Annotated in this window: 35 protein-coding genes and 1 pseudogene; 26 read left to right on the top strand and 10 right to left on the bottom strand. The window is 50.8% G+C overall.

All coding sequences use genetic code 11. The features are described 5' to 3' along the window. Window positions 1–163 precede the first annotated feature (163 nt). From J9880_RS16130 to J9880_RS16165, 8 genes and pseudogenes are all read right to left on the bottom strand, one after another. On the bottom strand, window positions 164–424 hold the full coding sequence (locus J9880_RS16130; RefSeq protein WP_119822305.1) for a pyocin activator PrtN family protein: 261 nt from the start codon (window positions 422–424) through the stop codon (window positions 164–166). 204 nt (window positions 425–628) lie between these two features. Continuing rightward, window positions 629–1705, bottom strand: a complete 1077-nt coding sequence (locus J9880_RS16135; RefSeq protein ID WP_232769601.1) for a DGQHR domain-containing protein — start codon at window positions 1703–1705, stop codon at window positions 629–631. After that, on the bottom strand, window positions 1698–1994 hold the full coding sequence (locus J9880_RS16140) for a DUF4406 domain-containing protein (protein ID WP_232769602.1): 297 nt from the start codon (window positions 1992–1994) through the stop codon (window positions 1698–1700). Before J9880_RS16140 ends, J9880_RS16135 begins: the two co-directional genes overlap by 8 nt. Beyond that, complete coding sequence (locus tag J9880_RS16145) at window positions 1991–2707, bottom strand: ASCH domain-containing protein (protein WP_232769603.1); 717 nt, start codon at window positions 2705–2707, stop codon at window positions 1991–1993. Before J9880_RS16145 ends, J9880_RS16140 begins: the two co-directional genes overlap by 4 nt. Window positions 2708–2709: 2 nt before the next feature. Continuing rightward, a complete protein-coding gene (locus tag J9880_RS16150) occupies window positions 2710–3057 on the bottom strand; it encodes a hypothetical protein (RefSeq protein WP_232769604.1) in 348 nt (115 codons plus the stop codon). 149 nt (window positions 3058–3206) lie between these two features. Then, complete coding sequence (gene rdgC / locus J9880_RS16155; protein ID WP_232770481.1) at window positions 3207–4088, bottom strand: recombination-associated protein RdgC; 882 nt, start codon at window positions 4086–4088, stop codon at window positions 3207–3209. Between the two features lie 1166 nt (window positions 4089–5254). After that, a pseudogene (locus J9880_RS16160) lies at window positions 5255–5506 on the bottom strand (zinc ribbon domain-containing protein); the annotation flags it as partial. 31 nt (window positions 5507–5537) lie between these two features. Beyond that, entirely contained in the window at window positions 5538–6221 is a 684-nt protein-coding gene (locus J9880_RS16165; RefSeq protein WP_232769606.1) for a LexA family protein, read from the bottom strand. Between the two features lie 100 nt (window positions 6222–6321). On the opposite strand from J9880_RS16165, the gene J9880_RS16170 reads away from it, so the two are divergent. The 10 genes from J9880_RS16170 to J9880_RS16215 all read left to right on the top strand — a co-directional run bounded on the left by J9880_RS16170 (window position 6322) and on the right by J9880_RS16215 (window position 11619). Next, complete coding sequence (locus J9880_RS16170; protein WP_133822228.1) at window positions 6322–6564, top strand: transcriptional regulator; 243 nt, start codon at window positions 6322–6324, stop codon at window positions 6562–6564. A gap of 25 nt (window positions 6565–6589) precedes the next feature. Further along, window positions 6590–7096: a YmfL family putative regulatory protein gene (locus J9880_RS16175; protein WP_133822229.1), complete on the top strand. Its 507-nt coding sequence runs from the start codon at window positions 6590–6592 to the stop codon at window positions 7094–7096. A 186-nt stretch (window positions 7097–7282) separates the two neighbouring features. Continuing rightward, window positions 7283–7459, top strand: a complete 177-nt coding sequence (locus tag J9880_RS16180; protein ID WP_133822230.1) for a DUF4222 domain-containing protein — start codon at window positions 7283–7285, stop codon at window positions 7457–7459. Beyond that, a complete protein-coding gene (locus tag J9880_RS16185; RefSeq protein WP_232769607.1) occupies window positions 7456–8463 on the top strand; it encodes a conserved phage C-terminal domain-containing protein in 1008 nt (335 codons plus the stop codon). The genes J9880_RS16180 and J9880_RS16185 overlap by 4 nt, the downstream gene beginning before the upstream one ends. Next, a complete protein-coding gene (locus tag J9880_RS16190) occupies window positions 8460–9002 on the top strand; it encodes a phage N-6-adenine-methyltransferase (protein ID WP_232769608.1) in 543 nt (180 codons plus the stop codon). The genes J9880_RS16185 and J9880_RS16190 overlap by 4 nt, the downstream gene beginning before the upstream one ends. Further along, window positions 8999–9160 (top strand): hypothetical protein, encoded by a 162-nt coding sequence (locus J9880_RS16195; protein WP_232769609.1) that lies wholly within the window; start codon window positions 8999–9001, stop codon window positions 9158–9160. The genes J9880_RS16190 and J9880_RS16195 overlap by 4 nt, the downstream gene beginning before the upstream one ends. Beyond that, the gene (locus J9880_RS16200; RefSeq protein WP_232769610.1) at window positions 9151–9525 is read left to right on the top strand and encodes a RusA family crossover junction endodeoxyribonuclease; all 375 of its coding nucleotides are present in this window, start codon (window positions 9151–9153) and stop codon (window positions 9523–9525) included. The genes J9880_RS16195 and J9880_RS16200 overlap by 10 nt, the downstream gene beginning before the upstream one ends. Before the next feature lie 14 nt (window positions 9526–9539). Then, complete coding sequence (locus J9880_RS16205; RefSeq protein WP_232769611.1) at window positions 9540–10235, top strand: phage antirepressor KilAC domain-containing protein; 696 nt, start codon at window positions 9540–9542, stop codon at window positions 10233–10235. Continuing rightward, entirely contained in the window at window positions 10232–11245 is a 1014-nt protein-coding gene (locus J9880_RS16210) for a DUF968 domain-containing protein (RefSeq protein ID WP_232769612.1), read from the top strand. Before J9880_RS16205 ends, J9880_RS16210 begins: the two co-directional genes overlap by 4 nt. A 14-nt stretch (window positions 11246–11259) precedes the next feature. After that, window positions 11260–11619, top strand: coding sequence for an antiterminator Q family protein (locus J9880_RS16215; protein ID WP_232769613.1), 360 nt, complete (start codon window positions 11260–11262; stop codon window positions 11617–11619). On the opposite strand, the gene J9880_RS16220 is transcribed toward J9880_RS16215, so the two are convergent. Both J9880_RS16220 and J9880_RS16225 read right to left on the bottom strand, forming a co-directional pair. After that, entirely contained in the window at window positions 11605–12825 is a 1221-nt protein-coding gene (locus J9880_RS16220; RefSeq protein ID WP_232769614.1) for a hypothetical protein, read from the bottom strand. The two genes, J9880_RS16215 and J9880_RS16220, sit on opposite strands and share 15 nt — an antisense overlap. Before the next feature lie 4 nt (window positions 12826–12829). Then, window positions 12830–13876 (bottom strand): nucleoid-associated protein, encoded by a 1047-nt coding sequence (locus J9880_RS16225; RefSeq protein ID WP_232769615.1) that lies wholly within the window; start codon window positions 13874–13876, stop codon window positions 12830–12832. Between the two features lie 255 nt (window positions 13877–14131). Between J9880_RS16225 and J9880_RS16230 the strand changes: the two genes are divergently transcribed. The 16 genes from J9880_RS16230 (at window position 14132) to J9880_RS16305 (ending at window position 25786) form a co-directional block, all read left to right on the top strand. After that, a complete protein-coding gene (locus J9880_RS16230; protein WP_232769616.1) occupies window positions 14132–14419 on the top strand; it encodes a hypothetical protein in 288 nt (95 codons plus the stop codon). Window positions 14420–14461: 42 nt separating this feature from the next. After that, entirely contained in the window at window positions 14462–14713 is a 252-nt protein-coding gene (locus J9880_RS16235) for a hypothetical protein (protein WP_232769617.1), read from the top strand. A gap of 270 nt (window positions 14714–14983) precedes the next feature. After that, complete coding sequence (locus tag J9880_RS16240) at window positions 14984–16039, top strand: DNA-methyltransferase (protein ID WP_232769618.1); 1056 nt, start codon at window positions 14984–14986, stop codon at window positions 16037–16039. Window positions 16040–16121: 82 nt separating this feature from the next. Beyond that, window positions 16122–16502 carry a phage holin family protein gene (locus J9880_RS16245; protein ID WP_131693179.1) on the top strand — a complete coding sequence of 127 codons (381 nt, stop codon included), beginning with the start codon at window positions 16122–16124 and terminating at the stop codon, window positions 16500–16502. After that, window positions 16489–16776, top strand: coding sequence for a phage holin family protein (locus tag J9880_RS16250; protein WP_131693178.1), 288 nt, complete (start codon window positions 16489–16491; stop codon window positions 16774–16776). Before J9880_RS16245 ends, J9880_RS16250 begins: the two co-directional genes overlap by 14 nt. Beyond that, the gene (locus tag J9880_RS16255) at window positions 16773–17399 is read left to right on the top strand and encodes a glycoside hydrolase family 19 protein (RefSeq protein ID WP_232769619.1); all 627 of its coding nucleotides are present in this window, start codon (window positions 16773–16775) and stop codon (window positions 17397–17399) included. The genes J9880_RS16250 and J9880_RS16255 overlap by 4 nt, the downstream gene beginning before the upstream one ends. A 10-nt stretch (window positions 17400–17409) precedes the next feature. Further along, window positions 17410–17943 carry a lysis system i-spanin subunit Rz gene (locus tag J9880_RS16260; RefSeq protein WP_232769620.1) on the top strand — a complete coding sequence of 178 codons (534 nt, stop codon included), beginning with the start codon at window positions 17410–17412 and terminating at the stop codon, window positions 17941–17943. Window positions 17944–17955: 12 nt separating this feature from the next. Beyond that, window positions 17956–18180, top strand: coding sequence for a type 2 periplasmic-binding domain-containing protein (locus J9880_RS16265; RefSeq protein WP_232769621.1), 225 nt, complete (start codon window positions 17956–17958; stop codon window positions 18178–18180). A gap of 105 nt (window positions 18181–18285) precedes the next feature. Next, a complete protein-coding gene (locus tag J9880_RS16270) occupies window positions 18286–18486 on the top strand; it encodes a hypothetical protein (RefSeq protein ID WP_095921843.1) in 201 nt (66 codons plus the stop codon). Between the two features lie 333 nt (window positions 18487–18819). Beyond that, window positions 18820–19308 carry a DUF1441 family protein gene (locus tag J9880_RS16275; protein WP_232769622.1) on the top strand — a complete coding sequence of 163 codons (489 nt, stop codon included), beginning with the start codon at window positions 18820–18822 and terminating at the stop codon, window positions 19306–19308. After that, the gene (locus tag J9880_RS16280; protein ID WP_232769623.1) at window positions 19308–21410 is read left to right on the top strand and encodes a phage terminase large subunit family protein; all 2103 of its coding nucleotides are present in this window, start codon (window positions 19308–19310) and stop codon (window positions 21408–21410) included. The genes J9880_RS16275 and J9880_RS16280 overlap by 1 nt, the downstream gene beginning before the upstream one ends. Continuing rightward, window positions 21407–21625, top strand: coding sequence for a hypothetical protein (locus J9880_RS16285; protein ID WP_131693174.1), 219 nt, complete (start codon window positions 21407–21409; stop codon window positions 21623–21625). Before J9880_RS16280 ends, J9880_RS16285 begins: the two co-directional genes overlap by 4 nt. Continuing rightward, the gene (locus tag J9880_RS16290; protein ID WP_232769624.1) at window positions 21622–23100 is read left to right on the top strand and encodes a phage portal protein; all 1479 of its coding nucleotides are present in this window, start codon (window positions 21622–21624) and stop codon (window positions 23098–23100) included. Before J9880_RS16285 ends, J9880_RS16290 begins: the two co-directional genes overlap by 4 nt. Before the next feature lie 49 nt (window positions 23101–23149). Further along, the gene (locus tag J9880_RS16295; RefSeq protein ID WP_232770482.1) at window positions 23150–25108 is read left to right on the top strand and encodes a ClpP-like prohead protease/major capsid protein fusion protein; all 1959 of its coding nucleotides are present in this window, start codon (window positions 23150–23152) and stop codon (window positions 25106–25108) included. An 83-nt stretch (window positions 25109–25191) separates the two neighbouring features. Further along, entirely contained in the window at window positions 25192–25518 is a 327-nt protein-coding gene (locus J9880_RS16300; protein WP_232769625.1) for a DUF2190 family protein, read from the top strand. Beyond that, the gene (locus J9880_RS16305) at window positions 25511–25786 is read left to right on the top strand and encodes a DNA breaking-rejoining protein (RefSeq protein ID WP_232769626.1); all 276 of its coding nucleotides are present in this window, start codon (window positions 25511–25513) and stop codon (window positions 25784–25786) included. Before J9880_RS16300 ends, J9880_RS16305 begins: the two co-directional genes overlap by 8 nt. The last annotated feature ends 1 nt before the right edge of the window (window position 25787 follow it).

A 25787-nucleotide genomic window follows, 5' to 3' on the forward strand; every position in this document is an offset into this window, starting at 1 on the left:
CGCAAGTACCAGGCCCCGTCACATTGGCGGGGCTTCTTTTATTTAAAACAATCATTTATATCATTAAGGGGTACTCTTGGGGTGCTGATACACATCTAAATACCCGTGCAATAAATGAGAATCCCCAAAAATAAATTAAAAAAAACCGGGTTTCCCCGGCAGCTTACGCTCTGCTTTGCATACTTTCGAAAAGCTCCTTTCCCTTCTGCCTCTGCCTATCGAGATGGTCCGCTAAGTCTTGAATGTGGATCATCCGTGGCGACTTCTGGCTATCGCTGGCGCGGAAGGTTGGTACCGGAAACTGCCCAATTGCGGCTTTGCTCTCGGCTGTTGATGGTTTCATGCCGAAATAACGTTCTGCTACATCAGAGAGGCTAATGGTGGCTGTTTCAAACTCGGCCATTAATAAAAAAGCTGTGTTCATAATTTTTCTCCACACGTTTAGTTATAGCCGGCTGCACACCGGCTTACTGACTGATCCGAAAACGGCCGTAATATTTCCCAGCTCGCCACCAGGGCATTTTCTCCCCAGGCGGCATTGCTGGCGCAAACTCAACTGGAACAAACCACAGATTCAGCATTCGTTTCACAAGTAACCGTCTGACTAAATGCGAGCGGTTTGACTCAGTCATGCAACATCCGGTTTGAAAGATGTCTGTTGAATCGCAATAGCTAGGCGCTGACCGGCTGCCTTTTGAGCCGGAATACTGGCAATTACCTTTGGCCTTTCTTTGTCTGTATTGGCACAAATGCCTCCCCAATTTGAAATCTCGAAGAAGTTTTCCAGATCAAGAGATGTGCTCTTGTTGGCTAACTCTTCGATCATCAACACAACCCCCTGAACCGGACGATGTTTAAGCAGCTCCTGAATTGCGTAGCCGAATGCATTGATCATCACGGCGTGGAACTGGATGTAATCCCGTTTGTATTCAGCGGGTGAAACAGAATGGTGAAGATCCTTGATAGCGGTAAAGCTAAGCCACGCCTCCCAGATGTCGTAAATATCACCTGTTGAGACTTCATTCCCCTTACTGACAGAGAATTTTGCTGTTGCATCACTCAGCGCCTTAAAGCTGATCCACAACTCGCTTTTGGCCGGAACAACATTGTGCTCAAAGTCAGTGATCACTGAGAAAAGTTCGTGAGTAGAAAGGAAAGACACCATGCTTTGGGCAACAGCATCTCTTCCGTTGTAAACCATATTGATGGCGGCGGACGGTTTCGAGACGTTGTTATTTATGTCAGAGAAAAACTGCTGCCTTACTTTTAGCGGTAATTTCTGTGTCAGCATCAGAGGAACTGAAACCGAGGTGCTGTAGTTCCGGCAAAACTCGCTGATCCCGGCGGCGCGGTGCTGACCATCAAATAATTTAATTTCTGCATCCATAGGGAATCTTACGATGCCGACGTTTGTGTTTCCGAACGGTTCGAATTCAATATCAGAATCGCAGTTACCAACCAGCGGCGGAATAATGAAGGCCGTCTTGGTTTCAACTGAATTGACTAAGTAGTCATGGAATTTTTTAACCCGCGTTTTGTTAATTTCGCGCTGTGAACGGTCCAATGCATGGCCGAAATTATCAGACGACAAGACTCTGGTCAGCGTTCTGCCCGGAATAGCCATCAGCAAAACATACGTGTCGCCCTGAAAACCGTATGACGCAGGGAACTCGAAGTAATATTCCATCTGTGTTTTATCAGTCATGGCTCATTTCCTTCTGCTCGATTACTTCCAACCCCAGCTTTAAAGCCAGTGCATATTCCGCTCTGGCGCCCGCACTGGAGTGCCAACCTGCCAGCAGGTAAATAGCTTCAGCGCGCTGCAGCATCGTCAGTCCAATAGCCATGTAATCTGCCTCAGTAAGTCCGTCCGGCAGGGTCGCAGGATTAAGCGGGACATGCTTTTCGAATGAAAGATTCAGCGCAGCCTGGTTGAAAGAAGGGCGATTGGAATAGGGCCGACCGGTCATCGGGCCGGCGATGTACACTTTCATGACTGATCTCCTGCTGGCGCTACACGCTCGAATTCGATCACCCAGACCCACGGGTTAGCCTGCCAACTGCCCTCACCGTAAATCGACTCCCACAACCAGGAATACACTTCTTTAGCGCTGCGGCTGGCACCACCGAAATACTGATCACCGGGATTAATGCAGTAGCGGCCAGAGGCTGGAAGCTGGCAAATACCTTCGCGGACTGCATCACCTGAACTGATATCCTGAAGACGCTGAACGCCTACATTGATTATTTCCAACTGAATACGGCTTGCCCAGCGAGGCATGTGGATGGATGGAACCCAAGAACCTTCGTATTGCATGTTCTCGGTGTGAGGCTTCCAGAATGCATCATCAGGAATTGACCATAGGCCATAATTGCCGGGTCGCTGCTCGCAGCTTGCGCGATATACTCGTGCTGCATCTGGGCCACCAGTCTTTACCAGATTTTCTTGCCAGTCGATTGCACAGCCATCTTCGTTACCAAGGGTCGCGAACGTCTCCCGCACCCAGAGTTGATCGCCAGGCTGACCCAGTGGGCAGTTACGGTAATCTCCAGCTTTAACCTCACCGGCCAATTCATTACCGGCGAGTTCACAGCCCATGTTCACATCGCGAAGCGGGAATTTAACCACCCGCCGCGTCTGCGTTTTGCGACCACTGAGAATGGCCTTAACCATTTCAGCGTTGAATAAGATAGGGCGCTCTTTCATAGTTAGTCATTCCAGCAAGAGATTTCTTCATCGATGCAGTCATCGATCACATCGACAGTAAGCGCCTGGGCGGCGACCAAAGCTCTGGATAGAAAGTTTTTCCTCTGCGGGTCGTACCAGTCATGAAACTCTGGTGTCCAATACTCTTTCCCCATCCCTTTCCATTCTTCGATAGCAATCTCCGCAGCCATGCCATCCAACCAGCAATCGGCAGAAACTAACGCCGTTTCGCGGATATAGCCTTTTATGTGATGTTTACGCCAAACTGGTGACAACTTTGAATCGCAGAAAGGTTTGAAGCGGACGGCCCAGCGGCGAATGAAACGAGCATGAATTGATTTATTTTTCATAGTTGCACTCCTAAATAAGTGATTGCCATAACCACGCCGAGGATCAGATAGAAAGCGATATCAGTTTTCATGAAATACCCCTTTAGCTGATTTCGGCGTGAGCGAATCCCTTGCCAGTGATGGCAATTAATAAAATTCAGCGGTTTAAATTATCTTTGGGCTTCGCCGCCCAGAGCGGAAATAAGGTTCGAAATCAGCGCGGAATACTCGCTGGTCACCAGAATGAAATCGGCATTAAAGCGCGCGGCAAAATCTTCGCGGTCGATGTCGTCGTTCTGATCGGCCAGGGTGTCGCTCGGTTTCAGCTTTTTCAACATGAATGCATCGTTGATCTGGAAGCTGACGCGTTCCTGCCAATCCATCGAAATCTGAGTGACCAGCTTACCGTTTTCGATGTGGCTGCTGATTTCGTCGCTGACCAATGCCTGTTTCTTACAGCGGATTGTGCCGCCTTCTTCCAGAATGGCTTTCAGCTCGGCTTCATCCTGCAAGGCAAACGTAGCTGGCGGCTCACCGGTGCGCACCCAATCGGTCAGGGTCAGCTCGATAGGCGTTTCCATGGTCAGCGGCACCACCGGCAGGGAACCGAGGCTTTTGCGCAGTAACGCCAGCAGGTCTTCAGCCTTTTTGGTGCTCACCGCGGCGACCATGATCAGACGGTTATCGAGGTCAATCCACATAAAGGTCTGGCTGATACGGCTGAACGCGCGCGGCATCAGGGTATGCAGCACTTCATCTTTCAATGAATCCTTTTCGGTTTTCTTCAGCTTTCGATGCTGCTCGTTTTGCAGCTGATCAATCTTGTCCTGCAACTCTTGTTTGATGACCTGCGCCGGAAGGATTTTCTCTTCACGTTTCGCGCAAATCAGCAGCTGGTGACCGGCGGAATGGACAAGCTTTTCGGTACCGAACTTACCCATCGGCGATACCCAGCCGGTTTTCGCCATGTCCTGGCTGCCGCACGGCGAGAAAACGAACTGAGCCATCTGACGTTGCATTTCCGCTGCATCGAGCACGATATCGCGGCTCATGCGGTAAATCTGGACGCTTTTAAACCAAAGTTCTTTCACGTTAATCACTCCTGTTATGCCCACTGCACTGGGCGTGGAACTCACACACATAGAAAAGGGCCACCGGTGTTGCACTGGGTGTGCTGGTGGGGCCAGCGAACCCTTGTCTATGTATGCGAAAAAATTGGCGGTGGTCATGATCAGAACACTATCTTCGCTCCCCCTGATGTTGGATGGTTGAAGAGTCATGCCACCGCCGAAAGACAACTACACACAGCAATTATCGAGGTTCCACGTCGATCTGATTGGGCGGCGGGAGTCGAACCCGCAATCGGGTAGGGAACCCGACCATCACCAGGATGCTTTGCACAACGGTGTGAATCATCCCCCTGAGCTCTCACTTCTCAGTCCGGTTCTCCACGCTTAACTCCACTCGGGCCGCTTCGCGTTGCGGCTTGTGTGGCTACCTGTCCCCACCACTCGCGAAAAGTGGACCAGAGACAAGAATGATTCACACCGTTGTGTGCTGGTCTTTCCCAGCCGTCACTGCCATGAGAGTGCAGGCAGGTCACTGACCAGATAACGCGCTGGATCAACTCGCGGTTGTGGTGGCCGGTACTGAACTATCTCCGGCATATGTCCATGGCGGCCCGGATTTACGGACTGGCTCCGGCGCATTTTGATAGCGCATCAACCTGCGCATTCACCACAACGGGAAGAACACTGGGACTGTGGTCATACTGGGTTTATGGTAAGTGAGTTCATCAACCCCCCAGTGTTCTTCCCGTTGTGAAGCAGTCGTCAACTTCTGGTTTACATCTGAACTTGTAAAGATGGCTTACAGGTTCCCGCTATTGCGATGGTCGTTGTGATGTTGATGAGGTAAATATACTTACAAGTAAATTTAAAGTAAATACCTTGGAGTAAATAAAATGACAGGACGTGGCTATATCTTTGAATGGTGGGGCAATTTATTTGAGTTTGTGGAGGGGTAAGAAAAGTAACTAACAATGAAAGGATTGAAACTGAGGGGGTTAATATGCTTTTGATTCAATTGGTTAAAATTACTTTACACCAAAGAACCTGATAATGATCAGAGTGACTGCCAAGGATAGAATAAGAACTCCAACCCTTTTCCATGCAATTTTCGTCCCATCGCCATGGATTTCAACCAATGAAGGAAGGGGCGAAACCTCACTGCCGCAATGTTTGCACTTCAAAGCCTGGCGCTTTATAGGCTCAGCACAAAAAGGGCATTCGCGTAATTCAGATGATTTTACAGATGGATTGTGTAAGGACGGGATAATCAGGACATGAATAATCGCAACGATAAAGATGAGGAAACCATAGAGCCACCATGCCCCGAAAGACCTTCCTTTACTTTGAGCAATAAACGCCGGGATTAGCCCGAGCACGGCGGCAATAATTAAAAGTTCCATCAATGATTATTCCTTTAGAATCAATGATAAGTCATGGCAGGTTCGCTATTTTAGCGTCAACAACAACGCCTATAATTTTGCAATTACCATTAATTTCTGTCATTGGCCACTGAGGATTAAGAGCCTTCAAAAATTTCCGCCCGGCGTCCTCAACGTATTTTTTAAATGTAGCTTCATTGTCAGATTCAAGCTTTGCAACAACCAATTTACCGTTCGTCGCTTCGACCTCTGGATCAACTAAAATTACCATTCCTTCAGGTATGCTGAGCCCGGCTGGCGCAGTCATTGAGTCGCCTTTCACGTCAAGCCAAAATGAATTTTCTGAACATTCAACTGTAGTTTCAAGCCAACGATCGATGCTTTTTTGATGATAAGGCTCAATAGCTTCAGACCATGCCCCAGCACTAACCCAGCTTATAACGGGGTAAACACCTGCCGTGTCATTAAAACCGGCAAACGAGACATTACTGCTCTCAGCTGATATTCCATCCATCCAGCCTCTACTGAGTTTTAAGGCGTCTTCTATTTGTCTGACGGCCTTCTCCCCGATATTTCTCTTTCCGGACTTGCCTTCAGGGTAAAGCATTCGAGACACAACTGTAACATCGATACCAGTAGCCTCAGAAAAGGCTCTCTGCGTTTCAAATCGCCCTACCAACTCTTTCAGTTTAAGTCGGCGGCATTCGTATATTTCGGAATTATTGTCTTCTTTCATGACTTCATCTTACTAAAAATTACTCTTAGGTAAATGACCTGTGAGTATTGATTAAAGTTTACTTGTAAGTATACTTTGAGTAACTAACTCAGGAGGAAACATGGACACGCTAAGAATTTATCTCAATGCCCTGAGCATCGGTGAGCAACGCGACTTTGCAGCTAAATGCAGCACCTCCGTTGAATACCTTCGCAAGGCAATCAGTAAGAAACAAAAATTAGGCCCCGCTTTATCAGTACTTATCGAAACAAACTCTGACGGTGCTGTAAGCCGTAAGGATCTGCATCCAGATGACTGGCAGGGAATTTGGCCTGAATTGAATTCTATGATCCCAGCCGCCTGAATATAACTACCAAAGGGAAAACAACATGGTAGACCTGAAATCAGTAGTTAAAGCAATGTGCAAAGCCTATCCCGGCGGCCGGTCGGCAATGGCTGGCGCTCTGGGCATGACTGAAACGCAGTTCAACAACAACCTGTACGAAAAAAACGGCTGCCGGTTCTTCGAAATTGTTGAGCTGGAAGCGATGGAAGACATCAGCGGTACCAACCACCTGGCGGATTATTTTGCTCAGCGCCGGGGAGGCTTTTTCGTTGAAATCCCCAATCGTGACGAACTGGACCACGTTGATCTGTTTATCAAAGGGGTAAAGGTAGCGGCAAAGAGCGGGAAGGTTGATCAGCAAATCAATGCGTCAATTGCAGATGATGGCGTTATTGACCAGGACGAAAAGGCCGAAATTATGGCTCTGCATCGTAAGCATCTAGCTGCCCGCGATGAGTACGTGAAGTCAGTTGTGGCTTTGCATGAAAGGGTTGACGCCTCAGGAGTGCAGTCCCGAGGCGTCGGTGCATTAACAAATCGTGTGGAGTAATTAACGCATGAACAGTCTACTCATAAAAGCTGGCGTTCCGCAAATGCGCTGTAAGTCAGTGACTGGCGGAGTCGCGTGCTCTTTCTCGTATGAAGTGATGATAGGTAACCGCTGGATGCCGTGCAACTACCAGTTCGCGGCGTGGTGGGTAGGTTATGTCTGTGAGCACAGCCGGAAGGTGAGCGCATGTCTGAAGAAATCCAGAAGCTGGACCGGAACTACAAGGATTGGCGTGGCGTTGTGGTACACGTCGTGGGCTTCGACAGAGCAGGGGATCGCGTCATCTTCATGCGCGCCGGTTACCCGCATGAGTGCGCACAGCCTACTGAACAATTCCGGCGAAAGTTTAAGAGGGTCCTATGAGCGTTAAGTTATCCGCATATGTCTGGGATGGTTGCGCTGCTGCCGGTTTAAAAATATCGGCGGTGGCCATTATGGCGCGCCTCGCTGACTTCAGTTCTGACGAGGGCCTGTGCTGGCCGTCTATCACTACGATTGCCCGCCAGCTGGGTGCAGGTGAAAGCACTGTGCGTACAACGCTGGGCAAACTTGAGGCTGACGGCTGGATCACCAGTACCCAGCGCCGCAAGGGAAACCGCAACACATCGAACATGTACCAGCTGAATATTGCAAAGCTGCGTGCAGCTGCTGAACCGTCAGATTCTGACACATCAAAATCTGACACATCAAATTCTGACCGGTCAAAATCCGACGCATCAAAATCGAGCACGAATACCGGTTTTCACCCGCCAGAATCTGGGGGGGATCCGTTAGTAAATTCAAAACAAGATCCATCAGATATTAAAACCCCTTGTCAGCCTGCTGCGCAGACCGACGCAGAAGTCGAAATTACTGATCAGGCTAAACAGGTTCTGAATTACCTGAACCAGACCACCGGCTCACGCTATCAGGTCAGCAAATCCTCACTGGATAACATCCGCGCCAGACTGCGTGAAGGCTTCACCCGTGAAGAACAGCAACTGACCGTTGATTACATGCATGCCAAGTGGGGCGGCGATCTGGAAATGGCCGAATACCTGCGACCGTCCACGCTGTTCCAGCCTTCAAAGTTCCCTGGCTACCTCGAGGGAGCCAACGCATGGAATCGTGCTGGCCGCCCAGCTCGTAAAAACGGGAAGTGGGATCGCGGCGAAGTAGCCGTTGATACCTCAGAACGCGATTCAGCTTACCGCCGGTTCATCAGTGGCATTGCGGCGGCCAAAGCCCCGAGTAATTTGGAAAAACTGGTTTGTACCGAGGCAAGTAAGGCAAGTGTGCGCGGCATGCGCAGTGATTTCGCGATCAGCACCTGGAATCGCATCTGGAAAGAATGCGCCCAGCGCCAGCAGGGAGTGAAAGCCGCATGACTTCTGAATTTGCAAGCACCACACCGATCGAACACAAAGACCGCTGGCAGACGCCGGTTGAAGTCTTCACTGCGCTGGATCTGGAGTTCGGTTTTTATCTTGATGCTGCAGCTGACCACCAGAACGCGCTGTGCGCCCGGTACCTGACTGAAGGCGATGATGCGCTGGCTGCTGAGTGGCAAAGCTACGGCGCAATCTGGTGTAACCCTCCATACAGCGCGATCACCCCGTGGGTTGAGAAGGCCGCCGAGCAATGCCGCGCCCAGCACCAGCCGGTGGTAATGCTGCTGCCCGCCGATACCTCAACAGGTTGGTTCTCGCTGGCGCTGACTACCGTCGACGAAATCCGCTTTATCACTGATGGTCGTCTGTCCTTCATCAATGCCGGTACCGGCAAGCCGGGGAAGAACGGAAACAGCAAGGGCAGCATGCTGGTTATCTGGCGCCCATTCATCAAGCCGCGCGGCCAGTTCACCACGGTTTCACGTGATGTCCTGATCACCGCTGGCGCTGACTATCTGCAGGAGGTGGCTGCGTGAGCCTACTACAGCAAATTTGGATGAATGCATATTCAGGATATCTGAAGGCCATATCCATCACCGGTGAATATTGCCCGGCTGATTACACCGCGGCGCGGGAACATGCTGATGCGGTGCTGAATAGCCTTATCAAGGCGGGGGAGATTGCATGCAATTAACCCTGCCATTCCCGCCAAGCGTCAACGGTTACTGGCGCTCTACCAGAAAGGGCGTGCTGATCAGCGAGCGCGGGCGGATCTTCCGGTCAAATGCGCTGGCGTCAATTTATCAGCAGTTGCGCAGCCGACCGACGGCACTACTCACCGAACTGGATGTGCATCTGGTTCTCTACCCGCCGACCAGGGCGAAACGCGATTTAGATAATTTTCAGAAGGCGCTGTTTGATGGCCTGACCCACGCGGGGATCTGGAAGGACGACAGCCAGATCAAACGCATGCTGGTCGAGTGGGGACCGGTTACCAAAGATGGGAAGGCAGAAATAACGATTACTGATTTCAAAACCGCCGGTGTGCAGCCGGTTTAACCTGTGGAGAGATTATGTCGAACAGTTTGCTGTCAGGAAAAGTGGTAACGATGTCGAGCCGTGAGATTGCTGCGCTGGTGCAGAGTAAGCACAGCAATGTCAAACGGTCGGCAGAACGGCTGGTGGTTGCTGGTATTTTAAGCGCGCCGTTGGAGCACACCCCCTATCAACACGAACAGAACGGGGAAGAATATCAGGAGTACTGGTTCAATAAGCGCGATTCGCTGGTGCTGGTTGCCCGGCTGTCGCCCGAGTTCACCGCCGCAGTAGTTGACCGCTGGCAGGAGCTGGAATCGAAAAGCCAGTTACCTCAGTCTTTGCCGGAAGCTCTCCGCATGGCTGCTGACTTGGCCGAAGAAAAACAGGTACTGGAATCTCAGCTGGCGCTGGCGGCGCCGAAAGTGGAATTCGTTGATCAGTACGTCATGGCTAAGGGATCTATGGGATTCCGCGCCGTCTGTAAATTGCTGCATGCGAAAGAACCGGAATTCCGGATGTTCCTGCTCGAGAAAGACATTGTTTACCGGCTGGAAGGCCAGTTGACGCCAAAGGCCAATCATTTAGAGGCAGGGCGGTTTGAGGTGAAAACCGGTACAAGCCTGAATAGCCAACATGCATTCCGTCAGGCGCGCTTCACGGCGAAGGGTGTTGAATGGGTTGCCGGGTTGTGGGCTGGCTATCTGCGACAGAGACAGGGGAACCCAGCGTGAGAGCATTACTGAAACCATACCCGCAGCGGGATCTGGGGATCGTGCTGTTACGGCCGCCGGGTGACCTGCTGCAGCATTTCAGCGGGAAACGCCTGTTGATCACCGATGAGCCGGCTGACCTGCGCGGCGCGGCAGACGGACTGGTACCGGTGGAGGCTCAGCCGTTATCGCGTGATCCACGCCTTGCAATATTTCTGACCTCAGAGCCGATTATCAATCTGGTTGACGGGTGGGATGCCCTCACGTTGTGGGTTAAGCGCAATCGCGGTTGCCAATGCACCGACTTTGGCGGCCAGTACCATCATCACGAACTGATTCAGTCTCGCCGTGGGCGTGGCGTGGTGTCCCTATGCTGGTCCCATGACAACGAATATCACGGGAAAGGATCCGAGAAACTTGATGCAGCGGCCCGGGCGAACGCCACTGAATTTGTGTCTGAGATGATCCGTGCACGCTCCCGGTTACCTGCCGGCCACCAACTGACTTTGCCGGAGCTTTGCTGGTGGGCTATCAGTAACGGTCTGGCCGCCCATCTGCCGGAGGAAATTATCTGCGAGGCGCTGGGGATGAGATACCGGCCGCCTGGCGAACAGCTGAAGGAATCCGATATCAACCCCGGCGAACGCGAGCCACGTGAAGTGCTGACGAGCAACATCAAACCGGTGCTGGCGCTGGCAATCGATCCGGAGACGCCGGAATCTTACCTTCGTATCCCGAAGCGCCGCCGGTACGAAAACACGAAATACACTCAATGGGTAAAGCGCCAGGCATGCTGCGGCTGTGGCAATGGTTCTGATGATCCGCACCATATAACCGGCAATGGCTTTGGCGGTATGGCAACAAAAGCGCATGACCTGTTCGTGATCCCGCTGTGCAGACGGTGTCACGACTCACTTCATGCGAATACCCAGGATTGGGAAAACGAACACGGTACACAGGAACACCTGTTACTGACGACATTAGACCGCGCGCTGGCGATGGGTGTGATCGCTACCGGCAAAGCAAAATAAGTGTGGAGACAATAATGCGTGATATGCAGGAAATTTTATCCCGTTGGGGCGTTTGGGCGAGAGATAACAGTGGTATTGACTACTCCCCAATTGCTGCGGGGTTTAAAGGTCTTTTGCCACCATCGGGTTCCTCAAAACCTTCATGTAGTGATGATGACGGATTAGTTATTGATGGTTGCGTAGCCCGGTTAAAAATAAGCCGGGTAGATGAATTTGAATTGATTATTTTGCATTACATTTATAATGTATCCAAAAGGGAAATAGGAAGGAGGAAAAAAAAGAGTGAAAAGCTTATAAGAATAAAAATGATGCTAGCTGAAGGTTTTATTGAGGGATGCTTAAGTACTTTAAGTGTTACCTTAGGATCCGATTAATGTATTAATAAAGCACTCTATGAGTGCTTTAAAACTTATGTAAGCATGCGGAGTTAGCATGAAAAAAGCTATATGTGCTAATGAAAAGCCTACACCAAGGACAATCAGTACAACCCAGAGTATTTTTTTTTGCCATTTAATTCTTTTTGTTAATGTGGCGAATATATTTTGGAAGCTACTAGCTATGCCCTTGTATTCTTTCTTCATTTTTTCATCTTGTCGCTCTATCTCATCACTGAGTGTTTCTAAAGTATGTTTTTGATTCCACACCATAAGAGCAACAAGAAGAGTGAAAATCCAGCAACCTATTAAAACTGCAATATTAACCCAAAACTCATAACCAAAATCAGCCGATTTTTTCATCTGGGTAGCAACTATAACCGTTGCTACAGGTATACCAAGGATCTGGTTTTGAATGTCAGTTATTGCTTTATGAATTTTTCCTGTGTATTCAACCTTTGCTGCTTCTAGTTGATCACGTATTTTTTCATAAGAAAAATCAGAGGCGAAAATGTTGTATCCATCGGAAAAGCTAATTTGAAGTGTCTCTAAATTAGCCAATAGATATTCAAATCTAATTTCTGATGGTATATTTTTAACTAGATTAATGACGGATTTTCCGAGTATTGCTAGCTTTTGATCCCGATGCATCCCATCCTCAAGCGAGGATTTTATTTTGTCCAAGTGCTGCATATCAGCATTTTCAATATCACTGCTAATGTATCTTACAGGTAGAGAAAACCTGCCAGAATCAATGAAAATAAATTCGCCTTTATCTTTATCGAAATAGGCAGCGGCTTCTTTTAATGTTTTTATGAAAGAAATTAATAATCTATATTTAGTAATACTTAGTGGTGCTTCAAGGCTTTTACTATAGAAATTCTCTTCTATTAAATGATAATTATTTTTTTCCTCAAAACAACAGCCCGTATTTTTCAAGAGAGCATCAAAATTCAAGGCTAGGATGCCGAGCCCAGTTCTCGGTTTCTCGATAAATAAATCAATTGTCGCACCTTCTTTAATGCTATCTGGTTGTGCATTTTTTAAGCTAAGTCCAGAGTCATCAGCATTGTCATCCGAAACAAGATTTGTGATTAAGTCCACCATTTCTTTATCAGAAAGTGTAAGACTACCACCGCTACCATCGTGCTCAAATCGTACACAATGGTAGATTTTTTCAAGATCGGAAAACTTAATTCTACTCATCTATTTAAGATTCTGGTTGTATTTCTTTTCTAAGACGTACCAATAAATCTTTAGGTAAATCTCTGATAGTAAGGGTTTCATCTTCATTGAAGACAACTTGACCCTCTTGAATAGCTGTCCTGGTAAATTCAATTTTCCACTGTTTTGTTTTTCCAGAAAATTTAACCAGACGGCGTAGAACTCGCTTGTCAGGAACAAAACCTTCGGTAAGCTTGATGTCAGGTGAAGATAGTACCTCAACAAGTTCAACCGGGTCACTAGGCCATAGTTCATTGGCAAATGGTTCAATATGCAATGGTTCGTCGTTGTTAGCTAAATCATAGCAAATCATATGAGCTTTAGTGAAGAATGCATCACGCTCTTCCTCATTGAAAGCTTTTGAAGTTGCAAAGCTTTCAAGAGCTGCGATTAGAGTATTGCTTTCGGTAGCAGCAACGATATTGCTATTACAGCCCAGAAATGCTTTAAAATACTCAGATACCTTGTCTTGTTTTCTACCTTTAATAAAGCTTAAATACCTTTCTGAGCCATCTGTCCAGCTAGTTATATCAATGCGGCCAGCTAGCCGAAATCCATTTATGTCGAGATACAAGCTGTCTTCAACATCCTTGTCTGCAGTAAGTGCCGCACCAAGCTCTTCAGTCAATATAGCAACATATAAAAATTCTTTTTTATCGCGAGTGATGTGGCATATAAAAACATGTCCTCCTGTCGCAGCAGTTTTTGAAGCTTTTGTAGCCAGGGTATTCATCATTAGAATGGATAATTCATAGAAGCCGCTTTCACGAGTTACAAAGTGCTCTCGAACATATTTTTTTACGGGGAAATTTTCCTCATCATCTTCAAATCGGCCATGCGATTTGCCAGCTCGTTTTGCATATGTATCTGATAGTTCGTCTACGAGTCGCTGAACAGTGCTTGTAACAGTGAGTTGCTCGTCACGCGGGTCGACAGTGAATACGCCTTCATTCTTGACTAAATCGTGTACGACAACCGAGACTATTGTATTAGGGGATTTTTCTTGGGATTGATGTGTCGCTTGTGCAGTCATAATTAAGTCCATTTTATGGGTAATTGGCTAATAGTTTCAATTGGTTATTATTTTTTTCTAATGCTCAAACTAATTTACACTCAGATTCCTAATAAATCATTAGTGCGGTCCGCAAAAATCATTGTAATCTGTTAAGAGTGGTCACGTAGTCACAAAGCTTAGACAATCTCAGAACCTCGCCCCGGCGGGTTTTTTTGTATACTTCCAAAACGATTTAAAAAATGGCTGCTATCCTTTTTCAAAAAGGAGATGGCTATGAAACTTCTAAAGAACGAATTCGATTACAAGATGTGGATGACCTACGACTTTCTGCGCCTTGATGATTCTTTAAGTCCTTTGTTCGACCACGATTTGCTTGAACGTGAGCTTTTAGCCCAAATGCCCCATGAATTTCCTTGCGTTGCTTGCATCACGAGGGGAGCAAGCGCATATGAGCCTGATGTTGCAAAGTTTCTATACCGAAATGAGGTGGAGGAAATTGCAAAAAGTATGGGGATCAGTGTCATGCAAAATGACGCTGCTACAATCTCGTTCGTTCGGTAATTGCCTGCTATCTTATGCAAAACATTACACGAGAAAACGGGCATGAAACTTCTGAGCAATGAATTTGAATACCGCGAATGGATAGTTAAAGACTACCTCCATCTTGATGAAGAATTCCCATCTATTTTTGAACCTGACGAACTTGAAAGAGAAATTTTGCGCCTGGCTCCAAAGGAGTTTCCTTGTCTCGCGCAACTCGTAGAGAATGAGTCAGATTATCCCATTCAGTCTGTGCAATTTGTTTACCGATCTCAGGTTGAGGATTGGGCAAAGCTGTTTGGGATCATCAATTAGACAAAATCAGTATTTCAATGGGTTGCCTGCGGGCGGCCTTTTTTTATGCCCTCAATTCGGTTGTGAGGACACCAGTAGCGATAAGTTTTATTAAATGAAAAAAATGCCCCGGCATCTGCCAGGGCTTAACTGTTTGTGGAATGGGCGGCGTACATGATGCTGATAACATCGTGCACGCCATTCGCCCGTTAGTTGGTCACGAGCGAACCGAGGCCCATTGCTGATGTGCACACAGCAAATGGAGCCTATCAAAAAGGGCGTCTCTGATCTATGAAAAATACTGTGAATTTAAACAGTATAAATATTGTTTGTGCTGACTCACTCCAATACATCAAAACTTTACCTGATAACTGCATTGACCTGATAGCCACGGATCCTCCGTACTTCAGGGTTAAATCATGTAAATGGGACAATCAATGGCCTGACGAGTCATCTTATCTGGCATGGCTTGACGAGATGTTTGCGGAGTTTTGGCGCGTACTAAAATCCTCTGGCAGCCTGTACGTCTTTTGCGGTTCGCGTTTGGCAACTGACACGGAGGTACTCATGCGTGAGCGGTTCAAGATTCTGAACCACATCATCTGGGCCAAACCTTCTGGGCCATGGAACAGGCAGCACAAAGAAGACTTGAGGTCGTATTTCCCAGCCACTGAGCGGATCCTCTTTGCTGAGCATTACAGCGGTCCTTATAGAGGTAAGGCATCAAGTTATTCCGCGCAGTGCAAGGAACAGCGCAAAAATACGCTCAAGCCTCTGGTTGATTATTTTAGTGATGCCCGCAAAGCCTTGGGGATAAGTGCTAAAGAAATTCATCAGGCAACTGGTAAGCAAATGGCTTCACATTGGTTCAGTGAGAGCCAGTGGCAATTACCCAGTGAGAAAGACTATCTGGCGCTTCAAGGCTTATTTGATCGCGTAGCCCGCGAAAAGCATGCCCGGCAAGAGTTGGAACTTCCTCATCATCAGTTGGTAGTTGAATATCATTCATTATCCAGACGTTATGCGGATCTGATGGATGAGCTAAAGCGGTTGCGGCGGCCTTTCACAGTAACGAGTCTCGTACCGTTTACTGACGTGTGGACGTATAAGTCAGTTCCGTATTATCCCGGTAAACATCCTTGCGAAAAGCCAGCCGAGATGATGAGAGACATCATCAACGCCAGCAGCCGACCGGGTGATGTAGTGGCTGATTTTTTCATGGGATCAGGTTCCACGATAAAAGAGGCCATCAAGCTGGGACGTTTCGCGCTGGGCGTGGAACTCGAAGAGGAACGGTATAACCAGACGTTGGGAGAAGTATTCCCTGAACAGTCGAATACCTCATAACACATTACAGCCCCGGCATAGTCTGGGGCTTTTTTATGCCCTCGATTCGTGGAGGACAATAACAGCGATAAGGGGTTTATCAATGTCCGAGCCGGTATCAGCTTCAGCGGCTTCAGCGGCGCTTGCCACAGTTGGCGTCTTCGGCTGGTTCACCGGTCTGGATTACGGTGTGGTTTTCGGTGCATTTGCTGGCGCTGTGTTCTACGTCACGTCAGCCGTTGACCTGTCAGCGTGGCGTCGCATTTCGTATTTCGGCGTTTCATTCATGTGTGGCCTACTGGGTGCCGGTGTTGCTGGCGCGAAGTTGGCTGTCTGGCTCAGTTACCCTGATAAACCATTGGATGCCTTGGGCGCGGTGATCATCTCCGCACTGGCGGTGCAACTGCTTACGTTCGCCAGCAACCGGGCAAAGAACCCAACATCACTGATTGATCGGTGGAGGGGGCAAAGTGGTAATAAATGACCCGCTGGTAATCCTGAACGTGGTGGTGTGTACGCTGGTGGTTATCCGGCTGAGCTTCTTTCGAAAGAACGGGGCTACACACCGCCGCTGGGCGTCGTGGCTGGCCTACCTGCTGATCCTGATTTACGGCCATGTCCCGCTGCGCTTCCTGTTCGATCATTACGACGGCACGCGCTGGGCCATCCTCTTACTGAACCTCGTTATCTGCATTGCGATATTCGCCGTGCGCGGGAACGTGGCGAAAATCATTAAAGTCCTGAGACTTCCGCAATGACAAAAGACCAATTTACCCGGGCGGCTTCACTTAGCGCCGACTTAGCCACGCGCTGGTATCCGCACCTGGTATCAACGATGGCTGAATTCGATATTTCCACGCCAGCGCGCCAGGCGGCATTCATTGCTCAGATTGGCACGGAATCAGGCGGCTTTAAAACGCTGTCCGAGTCGTTCAACTATTCGATTGCTGGTCTGGCTGTGTTTACCCGCCTCACAGCATCACAACGGGAACAGCTCGGTCGCCGGAATGGGGAAGGACCTCTGCCGGTAGAGCGCCAGCGCGCAATTGCCAATCTTGCCTATGGTGGCCGGTACGGCAACAAAGCGGCGGGTGATGGGTATAAATTCCGTGGGCGCGGTCTGAAGCAAATCACGTTCCTCGATAATTATCTGGCCTGTGGCCGCGCGCTGGGTATCGACCTGATCAGCAATCCTGATCTGCTGCTGCAGGATGAATACGCGGCGCGGTCGGCGGGCTGGTTTTGGAAGGCCAATAACTGCAATAGCTTTGCCGACTCCGGCGACTTTGTGGGGCTGACCAAGCGCATTAACGGCGGTGACAACGGTCTGGCTGATCGTCAGGCCCGATATGCTGTCGCCAAAAAGGCATTAGGCATCTGAGGATCCCCCAGTGGAAACATCGCTGTTTACTGCTCTGCTGAAGGCTTACTGGAAAACGGCAGTCGCAATTGTGCTGGCAGCCGCGCTGGCCTGGTGGATTGAAGGACTGCGCTGGGACGCCGACGTTTCCAAACGCAATGAAGCCCACACCGCCGCGTTGAAGAAACAAAGCGATCAGGCCGTCATTGACCTTACCAACCAGCAAAAGCGCACCGAAGCGGCACAGGCCGCGCTGGCGGCGCTTGATACCAAGCACACAAAGGAAATGGCAGATGAACAGGCCAAGAATGAGAAGTTGCGTGCTGATGTTGCTGCTGGTACTCGCCGGGTGCGGATCGCGGCAGCAAACCTTGCCACCAGACAGCTCATCCGGGACACGACTTCCGGCACCGGCAGCCTGGGCGATGCAGTACAAATCGACCTCACGCCAGCAGGTGGATCAGCTGTTCTCAGTCTCAGAGAGTCAACCAGCAGAGACGACCAAGTGATCCAGTATCTTCAGGGCTATGCCGCTGAAGCCCAGAAACGTTGCCAAATTAACTGACAGGAAAAATTCATGACCGTAAAAGCAAAATTCCGCTGCCATTTCATTCAGAAGGCAGATGACGATTCAAGCCGCACCATTCACATGAGCGTGGTTACTTCCGGCAGCCACGAAAATGAAGCCTGGTCAAAGCTCACTCCGGGCGGCCAGATTCAGATGCATATTTCAAACCCTGACGCATTCAATCAGTTCGAGCAGGGCAAGGAATACTACGTCGAAATCCAACCTGCGGACTGAGTTGGCATTACAGCAGGCATTCACTGAATGCCTGTGATAATGCTTTATTAGGAATTGTCTTAGATATAAAATTAAAACTCTTTAACGAACAGGGGTTTGTTTTATATGAAAGCTTTATGGGTGATTGCTCTTATCTGCGGTGTAATTGGTTTCGTCCAAGGCGTACTGTCTGTATTTGCTGCAAACAGTGCTCCACAGCAAGCTGCTGGCGCTGCGATGGGTATTGCATGGGCCGTTATTCCCTACTGTATTTGCAGAGCGATTCAACAAATGAAGCCGCAAGAAGTTGTGATAAAAAAAGATTAATTCCTTGCGATGAAAATACTACAACCGCCTTTGGGCGGTTTTTTTATGTCAATAAAAAGGTGCTTCATTATGAAAGTCACTATTGATGGTGACCAATATGCGCCTGTGTGCAATTCGGGTAACAATGCAATGCCAGTCCTGAATTATAGTATCAAATGAAACTATTAGCAATGAAAGGTACTCCCGGCAGGGGGCCTTGCCACGGGGCGGCGGACTCGCGGAAAACGGCTAGTTTTCGCGATCTAGGGTCATCATCATCATCTGTGCAGGTTATTGATTTTGCAGTATGCGAAATTGCAAAGATGTCGAATCGTTTAAAAAGTGTTCACCATCATGGACCAAGAAATTGCCTCGCTCAAACTCAACATCAACCAGCTTGCAGGGATCACCGGTGTGCATCGGCAGACGGTCGCGGCGCGCCTTAAAAACGTCGATCCGGCACCGGGCAGTAACGCGAAACTGAAATTATTTTCCGTCACCGATGTGTTAACCGAATTGATGATCCCGACGGTTTCTGGCGACGTGGCAGAAATGACGCCGTCCGATCGGCTGGCGCACTGGAAAGCCGAGAATGAGCGGCTGACCTTTGAACAAAGCATGGGGCAGCTCATTCCTGCAGAAGATGTGGCAAGAGAGTTTTCAGTGATGGCGAAAGCCGTGGTTCAGGTGCTGGAAACGTTGCCGGACGTACTCGAGCGAGATTGCGCGTTACCGCCGTCCGCCGTGATGCGTATACAAGATATTATTGATGATCTGCGTGACCAGATTGCGCAGAAGGTCACTGATGCAGAGCCGGAGGAGGTCACGTCTGAGGAGGACTGATGGCAAAGCGGGCTTCAGCGCGTGGCATCCGGAGAGATGTACCGGGCATTCTTCGCGCACCGCGGCGCATGCTGGTTGCCGATGCGGTCAGCCAATATATGCGCGTGCCAATGGGGGCGGGAAACTCCGTTCCCTGGGATCCGAATCTTGCACCGTATGTTGTCGACCCCATGAACTGCCTGGCATCCCGCGAGTACGACGCCGTGATCTTCGTCGGTCCGTCCCGGACAGGTAAAACCATCGGTCTGATTGACGGCTGGATTGTTTACAACGTTGTCTGCGACCCTTCGGATATGTTGCTTATCCAGATGACGGAAGAGAAGGCGCGTGAGCACAGCAAAAAGCGCCTTGACCGGACCTTTCGCAGCAGCCCGGAAGTGGCTAAACGCCTGAGCCCGCGCCGTAATGATAACAATGTATACGACCGGACATTCCGGGCAGGGAACTACCTCAAAATCGGCTGGCCCTCTATTAATATTATGTCCTCGTCCGATTATAAGTGCGTTGCACTGACGGACTATGACCGATTCCCCGAAGATATTGACGGTGAGGGTGACGCTTTTACGCTGGCCTCAAAACGTACGACGACATTTATGTCTTCGGGCATGACGCTGGTGGAGAGCTCACCGGGTCGCGATATTCGTGATACCAAATGGCGCCGCAGTTCACTGCATGAAGCCCCGCCGACCACCGGAATTCTTTCTTTATATAACCGTGGCGATCGCCGACGCTGGTACTGGCCTTGTCCGCACTGCGGCGAACACTTCCAGCCCGCAAAAGACGTTGTACAGGGTTATCAGAATATTGCCGACCCTGTGGTCGCCAGCGAGGCGGCATTCATAGAGTGTCCGCATTGCCGGGGAAAAATCACAGCAGGTCAGAAACGCGCACTTAATCAGAGAGGCGTCTGGCTTCGTGACGGTGAACAGATTGACCGTCATGGCACTGTCACGGGGACAGCCAGACGATCGCGCATTGCGTCATTCTGGATGGAGGGGCCTGCCGCGGCGTACCAAACGCTTTCGCAGCTGGTCTACAAGTTGCTTTCCGCTCAGCAGGACTACGAGGCGAACGGCAGTGAAGAAACCCTTAAAGCGGTGATCAATACTGACTGGGGTCTGCCTTATATCCCTCAGTCCAGCGTTGAGCAGCGCAAATCCGAAACCCTCATGGCGCGCGCCTCGACCGTGACCAAGCGCACCGTGCCTGACGGGGTGCGGTTTCTGGTGGCGACCGTTGACGTACAGGGCGGACGCAACCGGCGGTTCGTTGTGCAGGTGATCGGCTATGGCGCCCACGGTGAGCGCTGGGTCGTTGACCGATACAACATTAAACAGTCGATGCGCACGGGGCCGAACGGCGAAAGCCTGCCGATTGACCCGGCTGGCTACCTGGAAGACTGGGATTTACTGCGAACAGACGTACTGGATAAGCAGTGGCCACTCAACAGCAATCCGGGTGTTTTTCTGCCCGTGCTGGCGATGGCCGTCGATTCCGGCGGTGAAGACGGTGTCACCGGCAATGCCTATGAGTTCTGGCGTCAATGCCGCCGTGATGGGGTGCACAAGCGCGTTTATCTCTTCAAAGGCGACAGCACCACCCGCAGCAAGCTGATCACCAAGTCACTGCCGGACAATACCGACCGCCCAAACCGCCGGGCGGAGGCCCGCGGCGACGTGCCCCTCTATCTTCTGCAATCCAATATGCTTAAAGACCGGATCAGTAATGCGCTTCAGCGCGATACGCCGGGGGCTAACTACGTTCACTTTCCTGACTGGCTGGGGGAGTGGTTTTACGACGAACTGACCTATGAAGAACGGGGTGCTGACGGCAAATGGACGAAACCTGGCAAAGGAGCGAACGAAGCGTTTGACCTGATGGTTTACGCCCATGCGCTGGTGATTTTGCGCGGGTACGAACGGATAAACTGGGAAAAACCGCCTGATTGGGCACAACCCATTGAACAGTCCGCGCCGTCTTCACCTTCTGACTCACCCGCACCGAAACCCCGCAGTAATCACCCAAAACCGAAAACAACCCGTGCTAAGACAGAGGATAAACCTTCTGCCTGGGCGCCATCGACATCAGGAGGCTGGGTATGAATCAGGCCGATATTGAAGACATGATCCAGCAGTATATGACCGCTGAACGCGCCGTCTTGCAGGGGAAATCCATCACCTTCAACGGGCAGTCCATGACGATGGAAAACTTAAGCGAGATACAAAAGGGTCGCGAGAAATGGGAGCGACGGCTCAGCACGTTACTGGCAGCGCAGCGCGGGCGACCGCAATACCGGCTGGCGAGGTTTCCGCGATGAGCCTGATTGATGATGCCATTGGCATATTTTCGCCGGGCTGGAAAGCCTCCCGGTTGCGGTCCCGTGTGGCTATCAATGCCTATGAGGCAGCATTGCCGACCCGTACGCACCGGGCGAAGCGGGAAAACCGCAACGCAAATCAGCTCACGCAGTTTGCTGGCCGGTCGATCAGGGAGCAGGCACGCTGGCTGGACAATAATCACGATCTGGTGATTGGCCTGCTGGATAAACTCGAAGAGCGCATTGTCGGCGCTCGCGGAATTGTGGTTGACCCGCAGCCCATCCTGAAAACGGGGCTGGTGGCCGATGAGCTCTCAAAACAAATACGGGCAGCCTGGGCAGAGTGGTCCGTTTCGCCCGATGTGACAGGGCAGTTTACCCGCCCCGTACTTGAGCGGCTGATGGCAAGAACCTGGCTGCGCGACGGAGAGGTTTTTGGCCAGATGGTACGGGGTTCAGCCCCCGGACTTACCCCGACGGCGAAAATTCCATTCTGGGTTGAGGCGCTGGAGCCGGACTACATTCCTTTAGAAATGAACGATACCGGGAAGGGTGTTTGTCAGGGGATCTATCTCAACGACTGGGGTCGCCCGACAAAGTATGTCGTCTATAAAAATCTGGTGACTTCAGGTGTGGCGCTCGGTAACACCAAAGAAATCGCCGCAGACGGCATGATGCACCTGAAATTCATGCGCCGGCTTCATCAGGTCCGGGGAAACAGCCTGCTGTCCGGCATTCTGATCCGCCTGAGCGCACTGAAAGAGTATGAAGATTCTGAACTGACGGCCGCACGTATTGCTGCCGCGCTGGGTATGTACGTCAAAAAAGGAGACGGGCAATCTTACGAAAGCGCGGATGGTAATGGTAAGGACTCCCGCGAGCTCAATATTGAGCCCGGCATGCTCTTTGATGACCTAGAGCCCGGCGAAGAAATCGGGATGATTAAATCGGATCGTCCCAATCCTAACCTTGAGTCGTTCCGAAACGGGCAACTCAGGGCGGTGGCCGCCGGCAGCCGAAGCAGCTTTTCCAGCATCTCGCGTAACTACAACGGTACATACAGCTCACAGCGGCAGGAGCTGGTTGAGTCTTTTGAAGGCTACGGAATTCTTCAGGATGCCTTTATCGCAGCAGTGACCCGCCCGATGTACCGCAGCTGGTTGCAAATGGCGATCACGGCGGGCGTGATCAATGTCCCGCCTGATGTGGATATGGCGACGTTGTTTAATGCGGTTTACAGCGGGCCGGTAATGCCATGGATTGACCCGATGAAAGAGGCTAATTCCTGGCGCGTGCTGTTGCGCGGTGGCGCTGCGACGGAAGGGGATTGGGTCAGGGCGCGCGGTGCGAATCCTGGTGATGTTAAACGCCGCCGCAAAGCGGAAGTTGATGAAAACAAAACGTTAGGTCTGGTCTTCGACACGGACCCGGCAAACGATAAAGGGGAAGCCAGTGCGAAAGAATCCAAGAAATAAACTGGGGGCGTCACCCAAAGCCTCTGCGGGGGATAAAAGCTGGTTCCGCATGAAGGCCAGCGGTGACAAGACCGCCGATATTTATATTTATGACGAGATTGGTTACTGGGGCGTCACTGCCCGCCAGTTCGCCAGCAGCATGAAAGCGTTGGGCGATCTGGATCATATCAATCTGCATATCCACTCGCCGGGCGGCGACGTCTTTGACGGCATTGCCATTTACAACCTGCTTAACAGCCATACGGCGAGCAAAACCGTGTTTATCGACGGTCTTGCCGCCTCAATGGCCTCGGTGATTGCCATGGTGGGTAACCCTATAATCATGCCTGAAAACGCCATGATGATGATCCACAAACCCTGGGGGATCACCGGCGGCGACGCCAACGACATGCGCGACTACGCCGACCTGCTGGATAAGGTCGAGGCCGTGCTGATCCCTTCGTATGCCAAAAAAACCGGTAAAACCTCCGACGAACTCGCCCTGATGTTGGGTGAGGAAACGTGGATGACCGCTCATGAATGCCTTGAGCACGGTTTTGCCGACCAGATCTCTACCGCGGTGCAGGCAATGGCCCGCATTAATTCAAAACGTATCGAGGAATTCGACGCTATGCCTAACGCACTGAAAAACATGATCACTAAGCCGAAAGCGACTACCCAGAACCCGCCAGTGCCGCAGAATTCGCCCGCTGCACCGGTTGTTCCTGCCCCCGCCGCACTGGATGAAAATACCATTCGTAATCAGGTGATTGCGGCGCAGAAACAGCGCGTAACGGGGATCAAAGACCTGTTCGCGATGTTCGGCGGCCGCCATCAGGAATTGCAGGCGACGTGCATCGAAGACATCGACTGCACGGTCGAGCAGGCCAAGGACAAGCTGCTGGTCATGCTGGGCAAAGACGCCAGTCCGTCCAATAAAAACGGCAATAATGCGCACATTCATGCCAGCAACGGGAATTTCACCGGCGACGGGATCCGCCAGGCGCTGATGGCGCGCGCGGGCTATGAAGACCGCCAGAATGACAACGTGTATAACGGCATGACCCTGCGTGAATACGCACGAATGTCGCTGACCGAGCGCGGGGTCGGCGTTGCCGCTTACAATCCGATGCAGATGGTGGGATTAGCGATGACGCACACCACCTCCGATTTCGGCAATATTCTGCTGGATGTGGCGAACAAATCTCTGCTGCAGGGCTGGGAAGAGTCTCAGGAGACCTTTGAAGCTTGGACGAAGAAAGGGCAACTCTCCGACTTTAAAACGGCTCACCGCGTCGGGCTGGGAGGCTTCCCGTCGCTGCGTAAGGTACGCGAAGGGGCAGAGTACAAATACGTCACGACGACCGATAACAGCGAGACCATTGCGCTGGCCACTTACGGTGAAATTTTCTCCATTACCCGTCAGGCCATCATCAATGACGATCTGAACCAACTGACCGACGTGCCGATGAAAATGGGCCGCGCCGCGAAAGCCACGATCGGCGATCTGGTGTATGCCGTGCTGACCAGCAACCCGAAATTGTCAGACGGCAAGGCGTTGTTCAGCAGCGATCATAAAAACCTAGCAACCGGTGCCATTGATGTCACGAATCTGGATGCGGGCCGCCAGCTGATGCGCGTGCAGAAAGAGCCAACCACCAGCCGCACCCTGAATATCCGCCCGGCGTTCCTGCTGGTGCCTACCGCCCTCGAAACCGTGGCAAACCAGACCATTAAATCTGCCAGCGTGAAAGGCGCCGACGTTAACGCCGGTATCATCAACCCGATCCAGAACTTTGCAACGGTGATCGGTGAACCGCGTCTGGACGACAACAGTGCCAAGTCCTGGTACCTGGCCGCTGCACAGGGTATGGACACCATCGAGGTGGCTTATCTCAACGGTGTCGAGCTGCCTTACATCGATCAGCAGGAGGGGTTCAGTTCTGACGGCATTGCGACGAAAGTGCGCATTGATGCCGGTGTTGCGCCGCTCGATTACCGCGGTCTGGTGAAATCCTCCGGCCAGTAATCATCCCCCCGTTGTCCGAATGCCCGTAAGGGCTTTTTTTATACCTAAAATTCGCCCCCTTCCGGGGCGTCTGGAGTTTTCCAATGGCTAAGAATTTTGTACAGGAAGGACAGACGATTTCCATTACCAACACCAGCTCAGCTGCAATCGTAAGCGGCGATCCCGTGGTACTGGGTTCCCTGGTGGCTGTCTCTCTGGTGGATATTGCCCCGAATGAAACCGGTGAAGGCATGGCTGAAGGGGTATTCCTGCTGCCAAAAGTCTCCGTAGATGCCATTCCCGCAGGCACAAAAGTATATATCGCGGACGGCGAAATCCAGCTGGCGTCTGCGGATGCCGTGGCCGCCGGCATTGCCTGGGAAGCTGCCGCCGCGGGTAGCACCGTCGTTGAAGTGAAAATCAATGGCTAATGCCTTTGATGCGTTTGCCGCGCGGATGGATGCGGTAACGACCGCGCGGTTTGGGCGGGAGGTGGTGATTAATGGCACCGTGTTCATTGGTGTTGAAAGCCATTTTCTGCCCGAGATGGGGCCAGTGAGCGGCGATGGCCTATCTGTAGTGGTTTTTTCTCCCGGTTACCGGCCGCATCGTAACGATCAGGTGGTTTATCAGGGAGAAAGTTACATCGTCACCCGTCATCAGATGTTCAACGGGAAGCCGCAAATCTGGCTGGAGTAAG

This window comes from Rahnella victoriana, assembly GCF_021276285.1.
Classification (GTDB): domain Bacteria; phylum Pseudomonadota; class Gammaproteobacteria; order Enterobacterales; family Enterobacteriaceae; genus Rahnella; species Rahnella victoriana.